Annotated in this window: 20 protein-coding genes and 1 tRNA gene; 16 read left to right on the forward strand and 5 right to left on the reverse strand. The window is 41.1% G+C overall.

The window, feature by feature from the left end; all coding sequences use genetic code 11:
• Positions 1–24: 24 nt before the first annotated feature.
• The 9 genes from QJ048_RS09505 to QJ048_RS09545 are packed head-to-tail and all read left to right on the forward strand — an operon-like array spanning position 25 to position 5,919.
• Positions 25–429 carry a hypothetical protein gene (locus QJ048_RS09505; RefSeq protein ID WP_282334105.1) on the forward strand — a complete coding sequence of 135 codons (405 nt, stop codon included), beginning with the start codon at positions 25–27 and terminating at the stop codon, positions 427–429.
• Between the two features lie 8 nt (positions 430–437).
• Positions 438–3,539: a hypothetical protein gene (locus tag QJ048_RS09510; protein ID WP_282334106.1), complete on the forward strand. Its 3,102-nt coding sequence runs from the start codon at positions 438–440 to the stop codon at positions 3,537–3,539.
• A gap of 17 nt (positions 3,540–3,556) precedes the next feature.
• On the forward strand, positions 3,557–3,754 hold the full coding sequence (locus QJ048_RS09515) for a hypothetical protein (protein WP_282334107.1): 198 nt from the start codon (positions 3,557–3,559) through the stop codon (positions 3,752–3,754).
• A gap of 1 nt (position 3,755) precedes the next feature.
• Positions 3,756–4,004: a hypothetical protein gene (locus tag QJ048_RS09520; protein ID WP_282334108.1), complete on the forward strand. Its 249-nt coding sequence runs from the start codon at positions 3,756–3,758 to the stop codon at positions 4,002–4,004.
• Positions 4,001–4,519, forward strand: coding sequence for a hypothetical protein (locus tag QJ048_RS09525; protein ID WP_282334109.1), 519 nt, complete (start codon positions 4,001–4,003; stop codon positions 4,517–4,519). The genes QJ048_RS09520 and QJ048_RS09525 overlap by 4 nt, the downstream gene beginning before the upstream one ends.
• Before the next feature lie 2 nt (positions 4,520–4,521).
• The gene (locus QJ048_RS09530; protein ID WP_282334110.1) at positions 4,522–4,749 is read left to right on the forward strand and encodes a hypothetical protein; all 228 of its coding nucleotides are present in this window, start codon (positions 4,522–4,524) and stop codon (positions 4,747–4,749) included.
• A complete protein-coding gene (locus QJ048_RS09535) occupies positions 4,746–5,096 on the forward strand; it encodes a hypothetical protein (protein WP_282334111.1) in 351 nt (116 codons plus the stop codon). The genes QJ048_RS09530 and QJ048_RS09535 overlap by 4 nt, the downstream gene beginning before the upstream one ends.
• A 2-nt stretch (positions 5,097–5,098) precedes the next feature.
• Complete coding sequence (locus tag QJ048_RS09540) at positions 5,099–5,368, forward strand: hypothetical protein (protein ID WP_282334112.1); 270 nt, start codon at positions 5,099–5,101, stop codon at positions 5,366–5,368.
• Positions 5,365–5,919, forward strand: coding sequence for a lysozyme family protein (locus QJ048_RS09545; RefSeq protein ID WP_282334113.1), 555 nt, complete (start codon positions 5,365–5,367; stop codon positions 5,917–5,919). Before QJ048_RS09540 ends, QJ048_RS09545 begins: the two co-directional genes overlap by 4 nt.
• A gap of 438 nt (positions 5,920–6,357) precedes the next feature.
• On the opposite strand, the gene QJ048_RS09550 is transcribed toward QJ048_RS09545, so the two are convergent.
• Both QJ048_RS09550 and QJ048_RS09555 read right to left on the reverse strand, forming a co-directional pair.
• Positions 6,358–7,500, reverse strand: a complete 1,143-nt coding sequence (locus QJ048_RS09550) for a site-specific integrase (RefSeq protein ID WP_282334114.1) — start codon at positions 7,498–7,500, stop codon at positions 6,358–6,360.
• A 126-nt stretch (positions 7,501–7,626) separates the two neighbouring features.
• Positions 7,627–7,697: transfer RNA gene (locus QJ048_RS09555), tRNA-Cys, on the reverse strand.
• A gap of 145 nt (positions 7,698–7,842) precedes the next feature.
• Here QJ048_RS09555 and QJ048_RS09560 point away from each other — a divergent pair.
• From QJ048_RS09560 to QJ048_RS09590, 7 genes are all read left to right on the forward strand, one after another.
• On the forward strand, positions 7,843–8,715 hold the full coding sequence (locus tag QJ048_RS09560; RefSeq protein ID WP_282334115.1) for a nucleoside phosphorylase: 873 nt from the start codon (positions 7,843–7,845) through the stop codon (positions 8,713–8,715).
• A gap of 153 nt (positions 8,716–8,868) precedes the next feature.
• The gene (gene dapF / locus QJ048_RS09565; RefSeq protein WP_282334116.1) at positions 8,869–9,657 is read left to right on the forward strand and encodes a diaminopimelate epimerase; all 789 of its coding nucleotides are present in this window, start codon (positions 8,869–8,871) and stop codon (positions 9,655–9,657) included.
• Positions 9,658–9,858: 201 nt separating this feature from the next.
• Entirely contained in the window at positions 9,859–10,797 is a 939-nt protein-coding gene (locus tag QJ048_RS09570) for a magnesium transporter CorA family protein (RefSeq protein ID WP_282334117.1), read from the forward strand.
• 108 nt (positions 10,798–10,905) lie between these two features.
• Positions 10,906–11,361 (forward strand): NUDIX hydrolase, encoded by a 456-nt coding sequence (locus QJ048_RS09575; RefSeq protein WP_282334118.1) that lies wholly within the window; start codon positions 10,906–10,908, stop codon positions 11,359–11,361.
• A 90-nt stretch (positions 11,362–11,451) separates the two neighbouring features.
• Entirely contained in the window at positions 11,452–11,856 is a 405-nt protein-coding gene (locus tag QJ048_RS09580; RefSeq protein ID WP_282334119.1) for an HYC_CC_PP family protein, read from the forward strand.
• 115 nt (positions 11,857–11,971) lie between these two features.
• Positions 11,972–14,536, forward strand: coding sequence for a TonB-dependent receptor domain-containing protein (locus QJ048_RS09585; RefSeq protein ID WP_282334120.1), 2,565 nt, complete (start codon positions 11,972–11,974; stop codon positions 14,534–14,536).
• A 308-nt stretch (positions 14,537–14,844) separates the two neighbouring features.
• On the forward strand, positions 14,845–16,797 hold the full coding sequence (locus QJ048_RS09590; protein ID WP_282334121.1) for a M1 family metallopeptidase: 1,953 nt from the start codon (positions 14,845–14,847) through the stop codon (positions 16,795–16,797).
• A 142-nt stretch (positions 16,798–16,939) separates the two neighbouring features.
• Here QJ048_RS09590 and QJ048_RS09595 read toward each other — a convergent pair whose 3' ends face one another.
• The 3 genes from QJ048_RS09595 to QJ048_RS09605 form a co-directional block, all read right to left on the reverse strand.
• Positions 16,940–18,370, reverse strand: a complete 1,431-nt coding sequence (locus tag QJ048_RS09595; protein WP_282334122.1) for a SusD/RagB family nutrient-binding outer membrane lipoprotein — start codon at positions 18,368–18,370, stop codon at positions 16,940–16,942.
• A gap of 30 nt (positions 18,371–18,400) precedes the next feature.
• Complete coding sequence (locus QJ048_RS09600) at positions 18,401–21,679, reverse strand: SusC/RagA family TonB-linked outer membrane protein (protein ID WP_282334123.1); 3,279 nt, start codon at positions 21,677–21,679, stop codon at positions 18,401–18,403.
• Positions 21,680–22,202: 523 nt separating this feature from the next.
• Complete coding sequence (locus QJ048_RS09605; RefSeq protein WP_282334124.1) at positions 22,203–22,511, reverse strand: DUF3467 domain-containing protein; 309 nt, start codon at positions 22,509–22,511, stop codon at positions 22,203–22,205.
• Positions 22,512–22,648: the final 137 nt, after the last annotated feature.

A 22,648-nucleotide genomic window follows, 5' to 3' on the forward strand; every position in this document is an offset into this window, starting at 1 on the left:
ATTTTAATCAAATACATTACCAAAATGAAAAAAATAATTATTCAACTACCAATGAAGCTTGCTCTTTGGGCAGGTCAGGGCTTGTGGCACAATATGGATTATTTGCAAGAAACAAGAAGCTTTGATGCGGCGATCTTGAACAAGTCATATAATGCTACGGAAAATATTTCCATTGAGCTTCGTCCCGACACCATAGTTGACATCTATAAAAGACTGTCGAATCTTCCGGAGGGAATTGCAGCACGTCCAAACAAAGATGCAAAGGATATTCTGTTGCCTCAACTCATTGCCATGACCGAAGGCGCAGATACTGATCTTGCCCAAAGTGCCGGTTATGTTTTGACAACGCTGCAAGCGTGGGACAACAAACAAATTGCAGATACTGCAGGGATCATCAACCGCCTTGCATCAGAATTATTCATCTCATAAACTTTGGCATGCGAAAGATTTTAATCACGATTTTGCTTTGTATAGGTACTGTTGCAATGTATGCACAGTACAACGGCATGGATAGTGTTATGATTGGATCGTCCAATATCAAAACACTGATTTATCCGCGTGCTGCTAATCGCGTACCTGGAAAGAAATACGCAGTGATGATTCACTACAACAGTGATTCAACGATCGGAGCAGATCTTTCGCTAATGTTCAAAACTGGATTTCCGCGTCAGGTGGCTAATGGTAAGGTACAAGGCACTATTGCTGATTCTATCATTCACGTTTGCCCGCAAGCTTATACTGCAGGGGCGCTCAAAACACCTGATATGTTCAACCAGGTGATGGACTATATCGCGGCGTCTCTTCCATGGGATTCTACCAAGTGGACCAATGGCATGTACAAGTACATCTGTCTCACCGGCATTGCGCAGGGAGCCAATGATGCATGGGATGCAATTGCATGGTATGGTACCGGTAACGGTGAATTGAAATACACGTTGAAGATTAGTCATGCAGTATTCAGCAGCTTACCAAACATATATCCTGCATCCCAGGCGTTCGATAATTACATGGGAACAACGACTAAGTTTTTCCATGAACAAAATACGAATTCTTGTTGTACATATGGGCCTGCACAGTCTATTAGTACAACGCTTTCCGGTCAGGGCGGCGGAACGATCAGCACGTTTACATTAATGTCATTTGCCGGAAATGGTTATAACAATCTTGTTTGGGACAGTGTATTTTCTCCGGTTGCTATAGATACTATTAAGAACATTTATCGTTGGTTGCTGCAAATGCCTGGAGCACCTACAGGGCCGGTAAGCCAGAAGATCAAAGTATATGAATCGTCTGTGTATGATCTTTCGGGCCGAATCAATCATAAGGATAGGCCTTTCAATTACTTTGATGGTTTTGAAACGGTTGATCCCGCAAATGGAGATAACACTTTTAATGCTCAATGGCTCTATGACGAGAAAGGTAAACTACGATTGATCAAAGGTGATACTACCAGTGCCATCCCGGGCAGTGGTAGAGATCAGGCTTACTTCAATGGTGATCCTTCTTATACGCCTGCATTCGCTGGATATTACTTTCCGGGCAAACGCGGTAGGTGCATTGTTATTGATCTGAATAACGATCCTTACATCAAAGATGCATTGCGTACGCAAGGGAAGAAATGGAAGATCACAGACATCTACGGCTATGAAAACAACTTTGAACCAAACGACACTCTGTATTTCTACAATTTCGATAAAGTGATTGAGGAAACGGATGTTCGAAAGATACCTTACATGATTAGCCGACCTGACAGCACGATGACTCCGTTTGCTTACCTGGTAACTACCGGTGGCACTGCGTCAACACCTGCATGGAGATTTGTTGATGGACTAGCTGATTCGATGAGATACATCATGATCCGGAATACACTTCAACAAAGAAGCGGCTATATCTCTACCGCATATCACAATGAACTTGTGTTCTATGGTATTCCACCGTACACAAAAGATACTGCGAAAGCGTGGGGATCATACACCGGTCCACTGCCGAAACAAACAACCATCTATGACAAGTTGGGCGTAAACACGGGGGTGCAGATCGATACAAACACGATCGGGTTTCTTAAGAATATCCGTCAGTATGTGAACGTAGATTGGTACGATACAGACACAGCTGCAGCAACCAAGTATAAACAACTGTTCAACGCGGATTACTTTCCAGGTTACCTGCTTTGGAATCAGTATTGGAGAAACAAACACCTCAATCATTGGCTTGCCGTTTTTGGCGCCTCAAAGAGAGCAGGTAAAGAAGCTGGATTCTCTGTTCGAAACAATATCGATACCGTCTTCAGCGAGCCGGGCGACTGGCTGCATTATAAATCTCACGGAAGGCTGTTCTATCAACTGGCTTACAAGTGGGGCAACAACCAATCGTTAAATGGTAGCAAGTACAGATGGTTCAACGATACTACCATAAGCGGTTACTCGCAAAACTGGCACAACTATTTGGAATTGGGAAATGAAGATGACACCTACGAGCCACCTGCAGTGTCAGCTGCGAAATTGATCATGGCCGTAAACGGCAACATGAATCGATTAGGCGACACCCTTGGAATCAGGAATGCAGATCCTGGCACCAAGATCATTTATGCCGGCCAGACATATCCAGACACGTCGCGTATAAGAACCGTAATGCTGTTGGCTTATGCCATGATGAAAGATACGACAACAAGATTGTTCGACGTCTTCAGTTATCACGATTATTCCAGGTCGCTTGATACGGCTTCAAATGTAGTAGGACCCACCTATGAAGAGCAGATCGGCAACGGCGGCATGGTGCCGGAAAGAAACCATTGGTTCCAGGAGTGTGACCAGATTGCAAAATACATCTATCGTATTACGAGAGATACCACAATTCAAACATGGAACACGGAGTACGGTTGGGACAACAATCCTTTTCGATCAACGACAACGGCTGACCTTGCTGCCACCTTCACAACAACAGGAGTGCCGATGATCGCAGGTTATGACAGCGTGCAAAGCAAGGCCATCGCCATGATGCGAATTGATCTGATCATGTGCGCAACAGCACTGATGGGATGTACTGAGTTTAATGCTCATAATGGCAACTTGGATCAAACCAATAATGTACCGGTGAACTTCTATACTACTGGATACGGCGGAGGCACCTATGCTTTGAGTACTAAGTTCCCGAATTACTACAGCAAGCGATGGATGGTGCAACGCATGGGCAACTACTATATCGATCAGGTAATGTCAAAAGATAGCACCGGTCTATGGGTGATGAAATGGAGAAATAAGAATGCGACTGATTCGGTAATGTATTCCATCTGGAAGGGAACGGAAACTGGCGCAACAACACCAGCAACGTTTTCAGTTACACCGGTTATATCTAACAGTTACCAGAAAGAGGTTTACAATTTCAGTACGCAGGCGAGTACGATAACAACTGTTTCAGCTACAGGGCTTACAGTAAACATTACAGCCGGGGAGATGCCAATTTTCTTATTCGCAAAAGAAGCTGGACAGTCAGCGGACCCAATAATAAATTTTAGACGCGGAAGATTCAGAATTCAATAATAAAAAAAATTGACCCTATGCAACCAAGCAGTGGTTTTTATGGAATGGACAAAACAAGTATAGGCCTATGTGCCATCACTTACGCACTGAATATCATTAGCACGATTGACTTATCAACAGCTGTGAGTTTTGTCGCGCTGATGGCAGGAGTGTCAACACTTTCATATAACTGCATTAAAATCTATTACGAGTTCATCAAAAACAAAAAGAAATAACATGAAAGAATTTTTCAAGCGAGTAGGCAAATCTGAAATTCAAAACATTTTGGGCGTTATTGTAGTAGTGGGCTGTTTTGTCCTGCTTTACTTAATGCTCATGAAGCCAATCCCTGCAGAAAACAGAGAGGTGTTAAATATCGCGGTTGGTTTCATTTTCGGCGGGGCTCTTGCCGGCGTAATTGGCTTCTATTTCGGGGCCAGCAAACAACCTGTTAATAAAGATCAAAATCCACAAAACACGCCATGAAATTAAGAACATATAAAGCTCTTCTGATTGGCTTAGTAATCATGTATTGTGCATTCTTATTGTTTGGATGTACAACTCAAAAAAAATGTTTGGAGCGGTTTCCTCCACAGATCATCACAAAGGACAGTATTGTTTTAAAGGATAGCCCAATCTATTTAAGGATATATGTTCCAGTGCCAGGTGATTCAGTAACCATGCATGATACTTTCCCGTGTCCGGATATGATTTATCATAAGGAATTCAAAAGTGCATCAGGTCGGACAATTGGGATCGTGAATGTCAAACAAGGACAATTAATAGTCAGCTGCAAAACAGATTCATTGAATCGAATAATTGATTCTCTCGTTCATCTTCAAACAAAGGAGGTTTATAAAACAGAAACTAAAATCGTTGAAAAGCCAGTGGTCAAATACCGAATGCCTGGTTGGTGCTGGTGGCTGATTATTGCGCTCCTTGTGTGCCTCTGCTGGATATTCCGTAAACCTATCATTTCAGTTTTAACCAAATTAATATAATCATGAAAAAGTTATCTCAAATCAAAATCGGCAAATGGCCGCTTTACAACTACCTGAAAGTTGCAGGTATGTTCGGTGGGCTAATTATCGGAGGGATCGGTTGGCATCTCACTGATGAATTTAGTGACTGGTATAATATCATGGCCTTCGGTGGCCTGCTGATGTTTATCGGGTCTATTTTTTGGGCGGCTCAAAAGCCCGGTAACGCACCAGGAAATTCTGACCGATGATAACGCTAATCCTTTTCTTCCTTGCAGGGATGTTCAACGCGGTCATGGATCGAACCGGTGATCGCGTTGCCTTCAATGGCTCTATTTTCCATCTGAAGAATACAAGATTTTGGAGCAAGGAGGATTCCTGGCAATACGCCACAAAAGTCTTCGGATGGAAAGCTGATGCCTGGCATATTGCTAAGTCTTGCATGGTGACCTGTTTGGTATGCGCAGCCGTGTTCTACAAGCCGATTTTGCATATATGCAAAGATTCAAGCACAAATGCAATTTTCGATGTACTGTTACTCGGTACAACGTGGAATGCATCATTCAATTTATTCTATAATAAAATTTTAAAGAAATAGTTATGGCACTTATAAGACAAGTTAGGCAACATCCAGAAAGTTGGGCATGGGCCTTCGTGGAATGGTCAGATGAAAATCCTAATCATTTTGTTTTATTGGGAGGAAAAGAATTCCTGAGAAAGGAAGAGGCAGAAGATTATTCACAAGGATTTGCAATTGATAGTTACGATTGGGTTGAACCGCGTGATTTGAAACTAAAGCGCCTTACACGAGAAAAAGAAAATTTGCAAAATAGATTGTCTGAGATTGAAAAAGAGCTATCGGAATTATGACTGAAAAACAAATAGCACAATGGATTAAAGTGAACTTAGGTCCAATTATTCAAAAAGCTCTTTCGCAAAGACCGGGCAAGATATATACTGAAGAATGGCTTGGCGCCATGGTGCAAAGAGAAGTCGGTTTCCTAATCGCTCGTTATGTTGAACAGAACGCAAAGTTCGATGCTATCTGTAGCCTGATGAGAGGAGACTACAGCCAGCGAACCGGGGAAACAGAAAAGCAATATCATGGCTTTGGATTCTTCCAAATAGATGTTGCCAGTTTCCCTGATTTTGTAAAGTCTGGTGCCTGGAAAGATCCGTTGAAAACATGCCTTAAAGCCATCGATGTTCTGGAAGCAAAAAGGAAGTATCTGGAAACGAAATCAGAGTACCAAGAGTTGACAAATGATCAGAAATGCCGGGCAATAACTGCAGCTTATAATACCGGTGAAGGAAATGCCTTCAAAAGCATCCTTGCAAAACGGGATGTTGATTTCACGACTCACAATAAAGACTACTCGAAAGAGGTCTGGAGATTCAAGGATATTTATAAATCCGTATAGAAAACTAATTTCAGTGTTGATGATTAAGCCAAAAGAGCCTGGTATTTCCATACCGGGCTTTGTGTTTTTTAAGCATATAAACTAAATTTATTAGTATTAAAAAACTAATTAATTTAGTGCTCAATTCAGGCTTATGAACTTCACTATTGGAAAATTCACAATAGACTTCAATTATAAGGGAACGACCTACCGAATGCTGGTAGATCAGGTTTTTCGTTCGAATGACGTAGAGCGATTTATGATATCCGCTGGAGGAAAAGCTGTTATACTTCAATCGAATCGACCGGCTTTGCGATCAAGTGGAATGAAAACGGATAAAATAACCTGGACTGTTTATGAAGGACCAGCCAACTGGCCAGAACCCTTACGTGAGGCGATCAAGATCATCGAAAACAAGATACTGTCAATCGAGGGGCAGCGTGATCATTGGCATAGATCTTAAAGTCCTTTCCATGCTTCGTTGGTTTCCTTGTCTATCTTACGATTGGTAACTTTATAATAATTCTCTACGCAAGTTTTGACCGTAATACCCATTAACTCTGCACAAGTCTCGCTGCTTATTCCACGCTCAGCACACATGGTAATTGCGAATGTGTGGCGTCCGGTGTGAGAAGTGATATGCTTTCTAATTTTTAACTCTTTGGCGATATCCTTTAATTTTTCATTCAAGGTAGGTTCTTCAATGTCAAGTGGCATCTCACGAATGCGGTCCAAGGTCCTTTTCAGTGGTGTACTAAGCGGCATTGTAACCCATTCATTATTCTTTGTTGCTCTTAAGTATATTCGTTCCTCTACCAGGTGTTTGCTGATTTCGAATTGCTTCCAGTCAGAAATTCTCAATCCGGAATAACAACCAAGAAGGAAATAAACGGCGGTTTGCTTCATGACGTGATTAGTAACCTTGTCAGCATATTTTTCCCAGTCTTTGAGCTCCTTAAGGCTTAGATAGTCCTTTTGAGGCGCTTCATATACAGGATTTTCGTAGACATTAAATGGATAATATTGTGTCACGCCTCTCTTTATCGCGGCATTGAAGAAGGTTCTTATGGTCTTGAATAAAGCGTGAACGTAGTTCCCTCCTACCTCCGAATCACGCAGGCTGTTTTCGTATTTTGACAGGTAGTCCGTTGTTATTTCTTCGAATCTAAGATTTCGGCTCCCATGGAAATCCTCCAGCTTTTTAAGATGCTTTCTGTAGTTTTCGAGCGTGCCGGGTTTCCGTTTATGACGGACCTCGTCAATAAACCTATCTGAAAATAAAAAGATGTTCTCCTGGTTGCCATGCTCCATTTGTGATTTTACCTGTTGCACTGAAATGACCTCACCCTTAATCTGGGTATGGACCAACATCTGCATCACCTCGGTTTTTTTTGAGGTGATATCTGCATTAATAATAGAATGATCTCGGTACGAAGACTTTACCTGCTCTTTCTTTTCGTCCCAAAACTTTGCATCAATGTGATAACCAGTTGCTTTATAAGACGTCTTCCTATTAATGATGACACGTATCCAAATAGGGCTTTGGCCTTTTTTATTGTGTTTCTTGGTGTTTAGGATGAGTTTTGCGCTATATTTCTGCATAATCTTGGTAAAACATGTATAAAACAAATGTACCCTTTTTTACCACAAATACGCATTGTTGCACACTCGTAAACACACAAAAGCCGCTGTAGAAGCGGCTTTATGTTTTTTGCATTTGTTATTTCGAGGTCCCGAGCGGATTCGAACCGCTGTAGAAGCTTTTGCAGAGCTCTGCCTAGCCACTCGGCCACAGGACCGTATATATCCCTTTTGCGAGGGGTTGCAAAAATAAGGGTATTTTTATGTTTAAAAAAAGAACTTTCTATAAAATATTTAATCTTCAATTAAGTTTGAGGTGTTAGCTTTGAATGAACAGACCTTTCCCGTAAAAATTTCTGCAAAATGAAACAAATAGCACCTTCTGAATTGATAATCAACAGCCGTGGAGCAGTGTATCACCTGGATGTTCGTCCAGAAGAATTGGCAACTACCATTATAACTGTCGGCGATCCTGATCGTGTAGCGTTGCTGAGCAGGCACTTTGATAACATAGAATTCAAGCGCCAGCACCGCGAATTTATCACCCACACAGGCACTATCAATAACAAAAGACTTTCTGTTGTTTCTACTGGAATTGGCCCCGACAATATCGATATCGTGATCAACGAACTTGACGCTTTGGTAAACATCGATTTTGAAACCCGTATCATTAAAGAAGACCTCACTTCTTTGCAGATCATGCGCCTCGGCACCTGTGGTTCGCTCCAAAAAGATATTCCCGTAGATAGTTTTGTTGCTTCTACCCACGGCCTTGGCCTGGATAATCTGCTTAACTTCTACCGCCATGAGCATAATGATGAGGAGAAATTAATGCTGCAATCTTTCATGACCCAGACGCAACTGAATAATTCTTCCCAACCTTATATAAGTGGAGCGTCGGCGTCGCTGCTGAAAAATTTTGTGGATGGTTTCCACCAGGGTATTACTGTTACTTGTCCGGGATTTTATGGCCCTCAAGGCAGGGTTTTGCGCCTTGGTTTGAGCAATCCGCAACTGGTGGACCGACTTACGGATTTTAGCTTCGGGCAGCACCGGATCTCCAATTTTGAGATGGAAACATCTGCGATTTACGGCTTGGGCCGCCTGCTTGGTCACCATTGCCTCAGCCTGAACGCTGTAGTAGCAAACCGCGTGGTTAAGGAATTCTCAAAAGACAGCGCTGCTGCGGTTAACAGCCTCATTGAAAAGGTGTTGGGAATTGTAAGCACGATATAACTAAAGCTCAATGTGTAACGCCAAACGCTAAATGCCTAACGCCGGTAGCCTCGCGTTGAGCGTTAGGCGTTCAGCATTAAGCTTTAAGCGTTGTAAAGCAACAAATCTTACCTTTGATAATTGCCCGACCAATCAAAAGTATAAAGGAGATATATGAAACTTAATTTTTTTAAGTACCAGGGAACAGGAAATGACTTTGTGATTCTTGATAACCGTAACCATGAATATGATGGCCTAACCAATGAGCAAGTAAAATTTTTGTGTGACCGCCGTTTTGGAATTGGAGCAGATGGCCTTATGCTGTTAAACAGTGCTACTGATTACGATTTCGAAATGAAGTACTACAACTCAGACGGAAACACGAGTACGATGTGCGGAAATGGTGGTCGCTGCCTTGTGAAGTTTGCTTTTCATCGCGGTATTACCAGAACAATTTATCGTTTTATTGCAGCCGATGGATTGCATGAAGCAGAAATAGATATGGATGGCACCGTAAGTCTGAAAATGAAGGATGTCAATAATATCGAAGAGCTCAATCATAAAGATTTTTTATTAGATACAGGTTCCCCACACTATGTGAAAATGGTAAATGATGTGATGGATTACGATGTGTACCAAAAAGGTCACGATATACGTTACAGCAACAAATTTGCAAAACAAGGCGTGAATGTAAATTTCGTAGAGCAAAAAAATGATGATGAAATCATTGTTCGCACTTACGAACGCGGCGTTGAAGACGAAACCTTAAGCTGCGGCACCGGCGTAACAGCAAGTGCTTTGGTTAATTTTCATAACGAAATTGGTTTTAACGAAGTAATCGTTACAACAAAAGGCGGCAAACTGTCTGTAGAATATGATCGCCATAAAGACGGTAATTATTCTGATATCTGGTTGTGCGGCCCTGCTGATATGGTGTTTGCAGGATGCATTGAGATTAATTAATAATTGGTAATTAATAATTAATAGGTGCAACATACTTTATTGTGTCGTTACACCTTAACTTTTGATCTTTTTACCAATCGTTGCGTGTGAAGAGTTGTGTGTAAGCAGCAGCGTTCCTGTTTTAATATTTTGCAATTGCCACTGTTTAAAAAACACAATATCGTCGCCTTTTAATTATTAATTATTAATTATTAATTTCCCTTGATTCAAATTTTCAAAAACATTAACCATCAAACGGTTGCTATCGACAAGGCTGAAAATGGTGCATGGATCAATGTGTTGCCCCCTTTGAAACAGGAAGAGTTTAACGACCTGTCTGAGCAACTGGATGTACCCTTAGACTTTCTAACCGACTCACTGGATATCGACGAACGTTCGCGTTATGAACAGGAAGATAATGCGAAGCTGATCGTTATCAAAACCCCTACCGAGAACAACTCTTTTAACGAAAGCGACGCGTTTTACATTACCATTCCTATTTGTATTATCCTTACACATAATCAAATTATTACCGTAAACTCTTTCGAGAATGCGGCGATAAAAAAATTCCTCAGCACATTTCAAAACCGCCATCCTGACAACAGGAAAATGATGGTGCTGAAGATCTTCGAAAAGATCGTTCAGAACTACATGGCGTATTTGAAAGAGATCAACCAGCGTAGAAACATACTGGAGCAAAAGTTGTATGACTCCAACCGTAATGAGGAGCTGCTTGAATTGATGCGTATTCAAAAGAGTCTTGTATATTTTGTAACAGCGCTTCGTTCAAACGAATTATTATTATTAAAACTCGAAAGAACAAACTTCCTCGGCCTAAACGATGAAGAGAAAGAGTTCCTTAATGACCTTGTAGTAGACGTTTCACAAGCGCTTGAAATGGCGAACACTTACACAAACATCTTAAGCAGTACGCTGGATGCATTTGCAAGCATCATCAGCAACAACCTTAACAATGTAATGAAGCGCCTGACATCTATCACGATCATATTATCCTTGCCAGCTTTGGTAGCAAGTATCTACGGCATGAACGTGCCAATTCCATATCAAAACTCAGCACACGCTTTTTATATTCCAATGATTCTGTCAGTTGTTGCGTCGATAATTTTGAGTTGGTATTTCATGAAAAAGAAATGGTTCTAGAGCAATAACTGAATGACTGAATAATTGAATAACTGAAAGGTTTTGAATGTACCATTCATTAAAGTACAGCCGCCTTCTTAACTCTTAATTATTAATTATTAATTCCTCATGATCACTCTTCGCGTATACGGCATTTTAAAAGACGAGGCCGGAAGAATTTTAGTAAGCGATGAATTTATTCGCGGCGCTTATTACACTAAGTTCCCAGGCGGTGGGCTTGAGTTTGGTGAAGGCACACGCGATTGCCTCAAACGTGAGTTTAAAGAAGAAATGGATCTTGATGTAGAGGTATTGGATCATTTATACACCACCGATTTTTTCCAGATGAGTGCCTTCCGCGAAGGCGATCAAATCATTTCTATTTACTACTGGGTGAAAGCTCTGGAACCCATCAAAGCACCACTTCGTGAAACGCCATTTGACTTCGATGAAAGAGAATTGAAGATGTACGAAGCAACGGGCGAAACAGAAACTTTCCGTTTTATTGATGGTAAAGATTTTTCTGCAGAATGTGTATCGCTGCCGATTGACAAGGTAGTAGCGGATATGATAAGGGAGAAATAAGGAGCCTACCCCGACCATTCACCCCCTTAAACGGTCCATTCGTGCGTTTTATCATCTCGTAAACAAATAATTTTCTGTAACCTTGCATTGATGAAAAAGTTCGCCGCACTTATATTGTTTTGTGTTTATTCCCTTGCGTCTCTGGGCATCGGAATAGAGCAATTCTATTGCTGTGGCAAATTGAAATCTACCGTTGCCACTCTTTTTCATACCTCTAGGCAGAGCGAGAAAAATTGTCCTCCGGCAATGGCAGCAAGCATGAAAAATTGCTGCAAAAAGAATATCATCACTTTACAGGTAAAAGATTCTCACATCGCCTCCGACGTTAAATTTTCTTTTGCCAAATTCCAATTCGAAAGCATTTTCCAGCAATTCTTTTTATTGCCCGAAGCGCAGATAATTCCATCTGCTAATTCCTTGTGCTATTATTCAAAAGCGCCGCCACCTTCGCGGAACATACCACTATACATTCAATACTGCGCTTACAGAATTTAGAGAGTCTTCCCTTCTGCCTAATTGCTGCTTCCTGGCAGCTATACATTCGTCATTCATTAACCAGTGGATCGACGCAGTTTTCTTACCATCAAATAATCGCAGAAAAAATCATTCAATGAAACTATCGATATATATAATTCTTGGTTTGTTCATTGCACTGTTTTACACAGACGCAAGTGGGCAATCAAACAAGAATACAACGGCAACAATTACCGTTGCCGGCACTTGCGGACAATGCAAAAGCAGAATTGAAAAAGCCGCGAAAGTTATAGGTGTTAAATCTGCCAAATGGGATATCTCCTCTCATCTCCTGACCGTTGAATACAACGAAAGTCAAACATCGCTTGATGCCATTGCAAACAATATACTTGCAGCGGGTCACGACGTAGGCGATAAAAAAGCAACAACTAGCAACTACGACAAGTTGCCTGACTGCTGCAAATACAGAGAAGAGTTGTCTGATTCCAGCAATGCGAATCATGAGGATTCTCTTGCAACATCAACAGGCAACATTGTTAAAGGCATCGTTTTGCAAAGCGACAAAAAAGGCAACCTACTTCCGCTTACAGGCGCTAGCATTGTGTGGTTAAGCAACGGCAAAGGTGTTACAACCGATTCCTTTGGCGGGTTTCAAATACCAAAGTCCGACACAGACAACAGACTTGTTATTAGCTATACCGGCTATCGCGCTGATACGATTACAGTAACCGGTCACGATGAATTAAAAATCGTAATGGCATCAGACAAAACGTTGAAGGAAGTAATTGTCACCTCAAGGCAACGATCAACATATTTATCCATGTTATCTCCTATCCGCACAGAAGTGATAACGGGCAAGGAACTTTTAAAAGCAGCCTGTTGCAACCTGAGTGAAAGCTTTGAAACCAATCCTTCTGTAGATGTTTCTTACAACGATGCGGTGACTGGTTCCAAACAAATTCAACTGCTCGGCCTTAGCGGAAATTACACGCAACTCACAGTAGAAAATTTGCCCGGTCCACGCGGCATTGCAACGCCACTTGGATTGAATTCAATCGCGGGGCCGTGGGTGGAATCAATTCAACTTACAAAAGGAATCGGCTCTGTAGCAAACGGCTATGAAAGCATTGCAGGTCAAATAAACGTTGAACTGAAAAAACCTGAGAGCGAACATTTGTATGCAAACGTATATGTAAATGATTTTGGCAAAACAGATCTCAATCTTAATCTTTCGCAACGCATCAATAAAAAATGGGGAACTGCATTATTGCTGCACGACGATTTCCTCGCAAATAAAAATCTGGATCAAAACAAAGATGGTTTCCGTGATTTACCCACCGGCAATCAATTCAGCCTTGTGAACCGCTGGGCTTACAATGACGAAAAAGGTCTTTCATCACAATTTGGCGTTAAGGTATTAACTGATAACAGAACAGGCGGCCAAACTGATTTTAATGCATCTGAAGACAAATACACGACCAACAGTTATGGGCTTGGTATAAAAACCAACAGATATGAGTTTTTTGCAAAAACAGGATATATTTTTCCAGAAAAGCAATATAAAAGCATTGGCTTGCAATTATCCGGCATCAGTCATCAACAGGATTCATATTTTGGATTAACAGATTATAATGCGAAACAACAAAACGTTTACGCGAATCTGATTTATCAATCCATTATTCATTCTACAACCCATAAGTTTAGAACAGGCATTTCATTTCTGTATGACAACTATGATGAGGTTTTCAAAAAAACAGATTACCAAAGAAGAGAAGTAGTGCCCGGCGCTTTTTTTGAATACACCTACACTCCTGTTGAAAAACTGAATGTGGTAGCAGGATTACGTGCAGATCACAACAATCTGTTCGGCTTCTTTGCAACTCCGCGTATCCATGTACGTTATGAACCAATAAAAGGAACTACTATAAGGGTAAGTGCAGGTAAAGGACAACGAACGGCAAATATTTTTGCAGAAAACATGAGCGTGTTTGTGAGTTCGAGAACAGTGAACATCATTAATGCAGAAGCAGGTAAAGCATACGGCCTAAACCCCGAAGTAGCGTGGAACAAAGGCATTAGCGTTGATCAAAAATTCAAGCTGTTTCACAATGATGCATTGTTGAGTCTTGATTATTTTAGAAACGATTTTACTAACCAGGTTGTAGTCGATCTTGAAAATACGAGAACAGTTAACTTCTACAATTTGCAAGGCAAATCATTCTCCAACAGCTTTCAGGCGCAAATGAATTTTGAGCCTGTTAAAAAATTAGAGGTCCGTCTTGCTTACAGATACTATGATGTGCGCACCGACTACAATGGCAAGTTACTGGAACGTCCATTGATGGCAAAGAACAGGGCATTTGCAAATATTGCTTATGCGATATCTGGTTGGAAATTTGACTACACTATTAACTATGTTGGTAAAAAGAGAATTCCGAGCACTGATGGTAACCCTGCGCCATACCAGCTTTCAACCTCCTCTCCAGACTATGTGTTGATGAATGCACAGATCAGCAAAACTGTTGGTAAAAAACAAAAAATGGATTTCTATGTAGGTTCCGAAAACATTTCCAATTACAAACAACCAAACGCGATCGTCGCAGCGGATCAACCTTTCAGTCCTTATTTTGACGCCTCGATGATATGGGGACCAGTTAGTGGCAGAATGTTGTATGCGGGATGGAGGATGAAGATCGATTAGAGAGGAACGCAGATTTTCATGATTGTGATGGCTTATCAGCATCAGCTTTTTCACCACTAAGACACTTAGGCCACTAAGCCCACTAAGAGATTCAAAACATTCGGAGAACCTTAGGAAACTTAGTGGCCTAAGTGTCTTAGTGGTAAATCTTGATGCCAGCGCTATAGTGCTCCTCCACCCTAAATACTAAAATCGTGACCAATCATCACAATCATCAAATCTGCCTGCCCGAAAGAATTTCATTCAGGTGGGCGTCCCTTTCCTAAAATCTTATTCTATCTTTAGAGCCTTAAACACAATAACTAAAAATGAGAAAAGTTTTTACGGGAGTATTCTCCGTACTCTTTTTTGCGGCGCTCACCGCCCAATCGCAAACCCCGTCCAAATTTGACCAGCACGAAGCCTTTGCTCCTTTCTTCTATCCTGCTTATGGTGATGATATTCGCACAGCTGCAGGTACTCCGGGAAAAGCATATTGGCAGAACAGCGCCGATTACAAAATCGATGTTTCGCTGGATGATAGCAACCACGTGATAAGCGGTTCTGTAATCATTACTTATAAAAATAACAGTCCGGAAAAGTTGCCATTCCTTTGGCTGCAACTGGACCAGAATATTTACAGCCTTAAATCAAGAGGTGTTGCTACAACCGCCATCACTGGCGGACGCTGGGCCAACAGAGGTTTTGACGGTGGCTACGATATCAAGTCCGTTTCATTGATATCCGGTAAAAAAGAAGACAAAGCTGACTACAACATTACCGACACGAGAATGCAGATTACTTTGCCAAATGCCATGAAAGCCAACGGCGATTCACTGAGAATCAAAATTGATTATTCTTTCGCAATTCCTGAATATGGCACAGACCGTATGGGCAGACAAAAAACAAAGAACGGTTGGGTGTATGAAATTGCACAATGGTATCCACGCATGTGTGTATATGACAATGTGCTTGGATGGAATACTTTGCCTTATTTGGGCCAGGGAGAGTTTTATCTTGAATATGGCAATTTTGATTTCACCATCAATACTTCTCCTAAGCAAATTGTAGTGGCTTCCGGTGAGTTGGTAAACCCAAATGAGGTGTTGACTGCAGATCAAATCAGCCGTTTGAAGCGAGCGAAAGAGAGCGACAAAACAGTAATGATCAGAAGCGATAAAGAAGTTACCGACAAAACTACAAGACCTGCAAAAGGCAGACTGACATGGCATTTCAAATGCACCAATGCAAGAGACGTTGCATGGGCAGCATCTGAGGCTTTTGTATGGGACGCCGCAAAGATCAATTTGCCAAGCGGTAAAAAATCTTTGGCAATGTCTGTTTATCCTGTTGAAAGCTCGAAAGAAACATCATGGAAAAGGTCCACTGAATTTGTGAAAGGCTGTATCGAACATTACTCAACTCAATGGTACGAATACACATATCCTGTAGCAACCAACGTTGCAGGCATTGTAGGTGGTATGGAATATCCCGGCATTGTTTTCTGCTCTTCTTATGCAGGAGGCGGTTCATTGTGGGGTGTTACGAGCCACGAGTTTGGTCACAACTGGTTCCCGATGATTGTTGGTAGCAACGAAAGAAAATATCCATGGATGGATGAAGGTTTCAATACTTTCATCAATGGTGTTGCTGACAAGAGCTTCAACAAAGGAGAGTTTGTTAACACCAACAATGCCAACAGACACAAGGGGGCAAAATATATGTTTGGCGATAAATCTGAAAGCATTATGACTGTACCCGATGTAACAGCTCCTTTCAACCTCGGCAATGTTGCATATGGCAAACCTGGAATGGGCCTTGACCTTTTACGTGATGTAATTCTCGGCCCAAAACGTTTCGATGAATCCTTCAGATATTATATCAACAACTGGGCATTCAAGCACCCAACTCCGTGGGATTTCTTCCACGCCATGGAAAACTATAGCGGCGAGAACCTCGACTGGTTCTGGCGCGGCTGGTTCATGAAGAACTGGAAACTTGATCAGGCAGTTACTAATGTTGAGTATGTGAAAAATGACAGCACTCAAGGATCTATTATCACGATCGATAACCTTGAGCAGTTACCAATGCCTGTTACACTGGAAATCAAAGAAGCGAATGGAACTGTCAGCCGTGTTCAATTGCCTGTTGAAATCTGGCAGCACGGAAGTTCATGGAAAGTGAAATATGCTTCTACAAGCAAAATAGAATCTGTAACCATTGATCCGGACAATGTATTGCCTGATGTAGATGATTCAAACAATACATGGAAAGCTCAGTAAGATAATACGCAGATAGTGCAATAATTATCATTTAAAATAAATAGCCGCTCGGACTCGAGCGGCTATTTATTTTAAAAATAGATTTATAACATTATTTTCCTAAAGTCATAATCTATAATTCTTAGTGTGTACACCAAAAATCCTAGTGTTTGTCCCAGAAAAGTTTTGTTTCTACCTTATCGCCTCCAATAGCAGTAGATGCAGCATTGTAATTATCCTTATTCAAATTCTGTTCTTGCACAGGATATGTGTATCTAACAGGGAAACCTGATTGTGCTGCGGCCGGTGGGGCCAGTTTTGGAAAATCCAAACGCCTGATCTCTGTCCAGCTTTCAAAACCGCGATTGTAAAGAGCCAGCCATTTTTGATAACCGATCTTTTGTTTGTAATCTCCTTTTGAAGTTCCGTAAGCTACATCTGGTTTTGCAAGATATGTGTTGGCATCTGCTGTTGTTGCGCCCCAGTAAGTAATAGACGCTGTAACGCCGTTGTTATAGTGTTGAGCCGCCGTGCCACCCACGTTCATTCCACGCTCAACTGCTTCTGCAAGGTGCAATTCAACTTCTGCATAATCCATTACCAAAGCTTCGAAGCTTGCATTTGTTATTTTGGAGCTTGGAGGAGAGAATTGAGAATAAGTATTACCCTTTCCTACAATACCACCTACATAGTTACCATCCTTGTTAGTTCCAAAATACTGAGACAATCTTGGATCGCCCAAAGTCTTCATGGTATCTATGATTGGCTTAGCGCCAACAAAGTCATGACGGCCACTTTGAATAAGGTCAACCCAGATAGGATTTGTATTGGGAGGTGCCGCAAGGTATTTAAATACTGCATTATCTGCATTTGATTTAAACACTTTTGGAGCTGCAGACTCAACTACTGATTTTGCTTTAACTGCATCGTAATCAGAGATTGTCATGCCCAATCTTAATTTCAAAGAATTACCAAAAGCAACCCATTTAGAAACGTCTCCACCATACAGCAGATCGCTCTCGCCAAAACCATCTGCAGTTGGATCCAAAGCTGCGAGCGAAGTGTCGATCCTTGTCAGCAGGTCATAGTAAACAGTTTTCGCGTCGTCATACTTCGGCGTAAGATTGTTTACATCTAATGCCTGGGAATATGGAACATCGCCAAATGAGTTTACCAGAATTGAATAAGTGTACACTTGCATGATATCTGTGATCGCTGCCTGGTTCTTCAACTGAGCAGCTGTAACAGTGGCCGGATCCTGCGCATAGATTTTGCTTTTTGCCAGCTTCAGGTTATTAAGGATATCGCGGTACAATGTGTTCCAGTATGATTGAGGAATATTTCTTGTTACTAAATCATAGTTTGTTTCATCGGTATAAGTTGTTTCTGTCCAGTATTGATCGACCAATCTGAAGATATTGAAGTTCACGCTGGAACTGGTCATAATATCCACCACGTTCTTTTGCGCATTGGCAAAAAGCGATGGTGCAGGAACATCAGTCGGTTTTTTATCTTCAGCGTTTAGATCCTGAATATCTTTTTTACAAGACACCATCAGCACGCCAACAGACAATATTGCTAATAATTTTTTCATTTTTTAATCTTTTAGTCTTCCTTTAAAAAATTAGAATTTCAGTTTTACGTTCAAACCAATGGCTCTTGTTGAAGGATAAGCACCCACCTGATAACCTTGAAGGTTTCCAGAGCTAATGCCTTCTTCAGGATCTGAGTAAGGAAGGTTCTTGTGAATGATCCAAAGGTTACGACCAAATAAAGACACATCTATTCCTTTGAAGACTTTTGTTGACTCCATCATTCTGTCAGGGAAAGAATATGTCAAAGTAAGATCTCTTAATTTAACATAGCTCGCATCATAGATAAATGCTGCGGCAGGTTTCCTGTAGTAACCATATGCACCAAACAATGTGCTGATATCAACTCTTGTAGTGTTTGGTTTTCCATCAGATTGGTTAACACCCGGGTTGATGATACCACCACCATCTGCAATTGAATTTCTTACAGGATTTCCTTTGTCGTTCAGGCCCGCTGTTTCAGGATACAATCCTGTAGCTAAACCGTAATACATATCAAGAGAGAACAAGTCTCCGCCCTGACGTATATCGATAAGGAAACTCAACGCAAGGTTTTTGTATTTGAAAGTGTTGTTGATACCGCCGATCCAATCAGGATTGATATTACCAATCACATCGTTAGAAGTAGCTGATTTCACGTAGTAACCATTTGCTTTAACTTCTGGTTGGTGACTATCCGGATTGTACACAAAGTTCTGACCGCGGATCGTTCCGTAAGGCTCGCCCAATGCAGCGTTCAATGTTACACCACCCTGGAATGACCCAAGCTGGAAGTTTTGAATACCTTCACCCAAAGACACAACCTTGTTACGGTTTCTTGTCCAGTTAAGAACGATGTTCCAGGAGAAGTCTTGTGTTTTGATTGGCGTACCGTTCAATGAAACTTCAACACCTTGGTTATCAATTTCACCTACGTTGATGTATTTAGCATCGAAACCAGTTGCTCTTGAAATAGGAGCCGGAACGATCTGGTTAACTGTTTTTGTGTTGTAATAAGTAACATCAAAACCTAAACGGTTTTTAAGAAAAGCCATTTCCACACCCCCTTCGAAAGATTTTGTTTTTTCAGGAACAAGATTAGGATTGTTCTTGATTACCAGTGCCGGATTCAACGAACTGATTGAGTTGTTTGAACCAACAGAAGTCATCGCAGTGTTACCAAATGCAGGGTTAATGCTGTAGTAGTCAACCAATGCTTTCGGATCGGCACTGTTACCCACTTCAGCATAGTTCAACCTTGCTTTACCATAAGATAACCATGCAGCATTGTCAATGAGTTTAGAGAATACAAAACCCAAAGAAGCAGATGGATAATAGTACGTATTGTTGTCAACAGGCAATGTTGAAGATTTATCTCTTCTTCCTGTCAAATCAAGGAACAACATGTCTTTGTAACCCAAAGTTGCACTTGCGAAAAGTCCATCAACTCCAATTTGATAATCGTTTTCGATAGCAGGCAAAGGAGGATTTTTTGTATTGTTCAGCGCATAAATGTTAGGCACTGACAAACCACCGTTTGTAGAAGCGAATGTTGAGCTGACACTGGTTCTTCTAATGTTAAGACCAACAGTTGCTTTCAAATTCAAATCCTTTGCAATGTCTTTATTGAAGTTCGCCAACAGGTCGTAGTTATACTCGCTGAAGCTTCTCAGGAATTTAGAATAGTAGGGAACTTCAAGACTTCCGACGGCAACTCTTTCTTCTTGTTTTTCATTGTAAGAATCAAGACTTACTCTACCCAACACATCTAACCAGTCTGTGATTTTGTAAGTAAGGCCCATGTTGCCGAAGTATCTTGAACGGCCGTCTGTTTCATAGTTTTTGTAACGCACCCAGTAAGGGTTGTTCCAGAAAATAGGCACCAAACCATTAACAGGATCTGTTGGATCGGCCCAGTTCCATGTTACGTTCTTACCTGTTCTGTCATAAGCATCTTTGAGCTCTTTAACGTCTACGTTAGTTTGCCACCACTGTCTGAAGTTTGTCATCAGGTTAGTAGAGTGATCCCCGGAATAACCTGTACCATAACGTCCCTGGCCTGCAATTTTAGAGAAGTTCACGCTTGCAAAGGCCGTAAGTTTGGTGGTAAGATTGTAAGTGGCTCCAAAGTTAACAAGGTCCTTATTCACAAAGCTATTTGGCAAAACGCCTTTGTCGTTGGACTTTGTATAACCGAGTTTAAAAGAACCTTTATCACCACCACCATCAATGTAAATACTGTTATTGAAATTAACAGGCTTTTCAAAAAAGGTAGTTGGGTCGTTTGCTCCTGCAATCCATGGAGTAGCTTTTCCATAATTAGGAGAAGATGCGTCAAACGCGTTCCATTGGTATACCATTAAGCTCGGATCAAACTTGGCACCCCAGGAAGCATCTTCAGTAGTTGGTGTAACAAGATCGTCTACACCATCTCCGTTTGCATCAAAGTAAAAGAAATTGCCATCAGGAGAACCATAGTCGTTTGCAGAACCATAGCCTCCGCCATAGCTGTGCTGATACTTTGCAAAAGTAGATTTGTCAATGGAAGCCATTGTAACTCCGGAGTTTATAGTCACTCCTAAACCTCTTTTGCCCTTTTTCGTGGTGATCATGACCACCCCATTTGCTGCTCGGGAACCGTACAGAGCAGATGCCGCAGCACCTTTCAACACGTTAATGGACTCGATATCATCCGGGTTGATATCGGCAGCGGCGTTACCGTAGTCATAACCGCCACGTCCGGTTCTTTGATCAGAAGTATTGTTGTTACTGTTGTCGATAGGTACTCCATCCACAACAAATAACGCCTGGTTATTACCAACCAGAGATTTTGAACCGCGGATAACAACGTTGGTTGACCCTCCCAATGTGTTGTTTTGTTTAATTTCTATACCGGATACTTTTCCGGACATCCCGCCGATGAAATTGTTAGCTCTTGTTTTAGCTACTTCATCTCCGTTTACTTGTTGTGCAGCATAAGGAAGAGAGTTTTTAGTTCTCCTAAGACCCATCGCTGTCACAACAACTTCGTTCAATTGGGTATCACCAGCTTTTAGCGCGATAATAACAGTAGACTCGCTTTCGATAGCAATCGCGGATGGCGCGAATCCTGTAGCAGAAACCAATAACTCTTTTGAGTTGCCGGCTTCAATTTTGAAATTACCATTTTGATCTGCTGATACACCGCGGGAGTTTCCTTTTAGTTTGACGGTGGCATAAGGGACAGGATTTCCCTTATCGTCTTTAACTTGTCCCGTAATTAAACGGGATTGACCATAGGTCAAAGCAGAGCATAGCAAAAGCCCTGCAAAGGCAGTTACGATTTTTCTCATGTGTGTTACTAATAGATGTTAATTAATCTTGATTAACCCTTTATATAGGCCGCAAAAACCAAACGACCGATGCATAACAAATTGCAAATATTTTGTTAAACTTAAAACGATAACAAAAAATTAGACCTTTTTGATTACCAGAAAAACTAGTAATCAACTTTCTAATTCAGGTTTTGGGATAATAAGGTAATAAGTAAAATGCGCAGGTTTTAAGAATGCATTGTATTGCATTCTGTAAATGATTTAGCATTTTCTCACGTGTGTTTAATTTAAAAAATGGATGCAATCTGGAAATTTTCAATTTTTTATTTCCGGCGTACAGTTGATTGCATTTTTTAGATCGCAATCAACAATATTAAAAAACATTAAATTCCAAAATCGGCGCCACATTTTAACAAAACTAAAAGTTATAATGTATCAAGAAAAGTACCAAAAAAGAAAAGTATGGTACAAAACGAATATATATGACGTTTTGAGACCATACTTTTTTTGAAAAAACCGAAAGAGCTCATCTAATAACCGATCAGGCTTGAGCCGCTGGACCGCCGAAATTCATTGGCAATTGAACTTCTTCCAAATCCTTTATATCACCGTTTACGGCTTCAAATCTGCTAATATTGTCAACCAATGCCTTCATTAATCTTTTCGCATGTTGAGGCGTTAGTATGATGCGGGATTTCACTTTGCTTTTAGGTGTATTTGGCATTACGTTTACAAAATCAACTACAAATTCCGCATGTGAATGTGTAATGATCGCCAGGTTTGCATATTGCCCTTCTGCCATTTCTTCGGATATCTCAATGTTTAGTTGATTCTGTGGGTTACTTTCCATGACTTTTTTTTTGTAAAACTAGAATAATTAATAATTAATAAAGAATAATTAATAGGGTTATACACCAGAGAGCAGCATGCTCCAAATCTGTCTAAAACTCGTGGGGGTCCATCTTCTAGCGGGTGCAGCCTTATTAA

Origin of the sequence: Pinibacter soli (genome assembly GCF_029961145.1) — a bacterium.
Lineage (GTDB): Bacteria > Bacteroidota > Bacteroidia > Chitinophagales > Chitinophagaceae > Pinibacter > Pinibacter soli.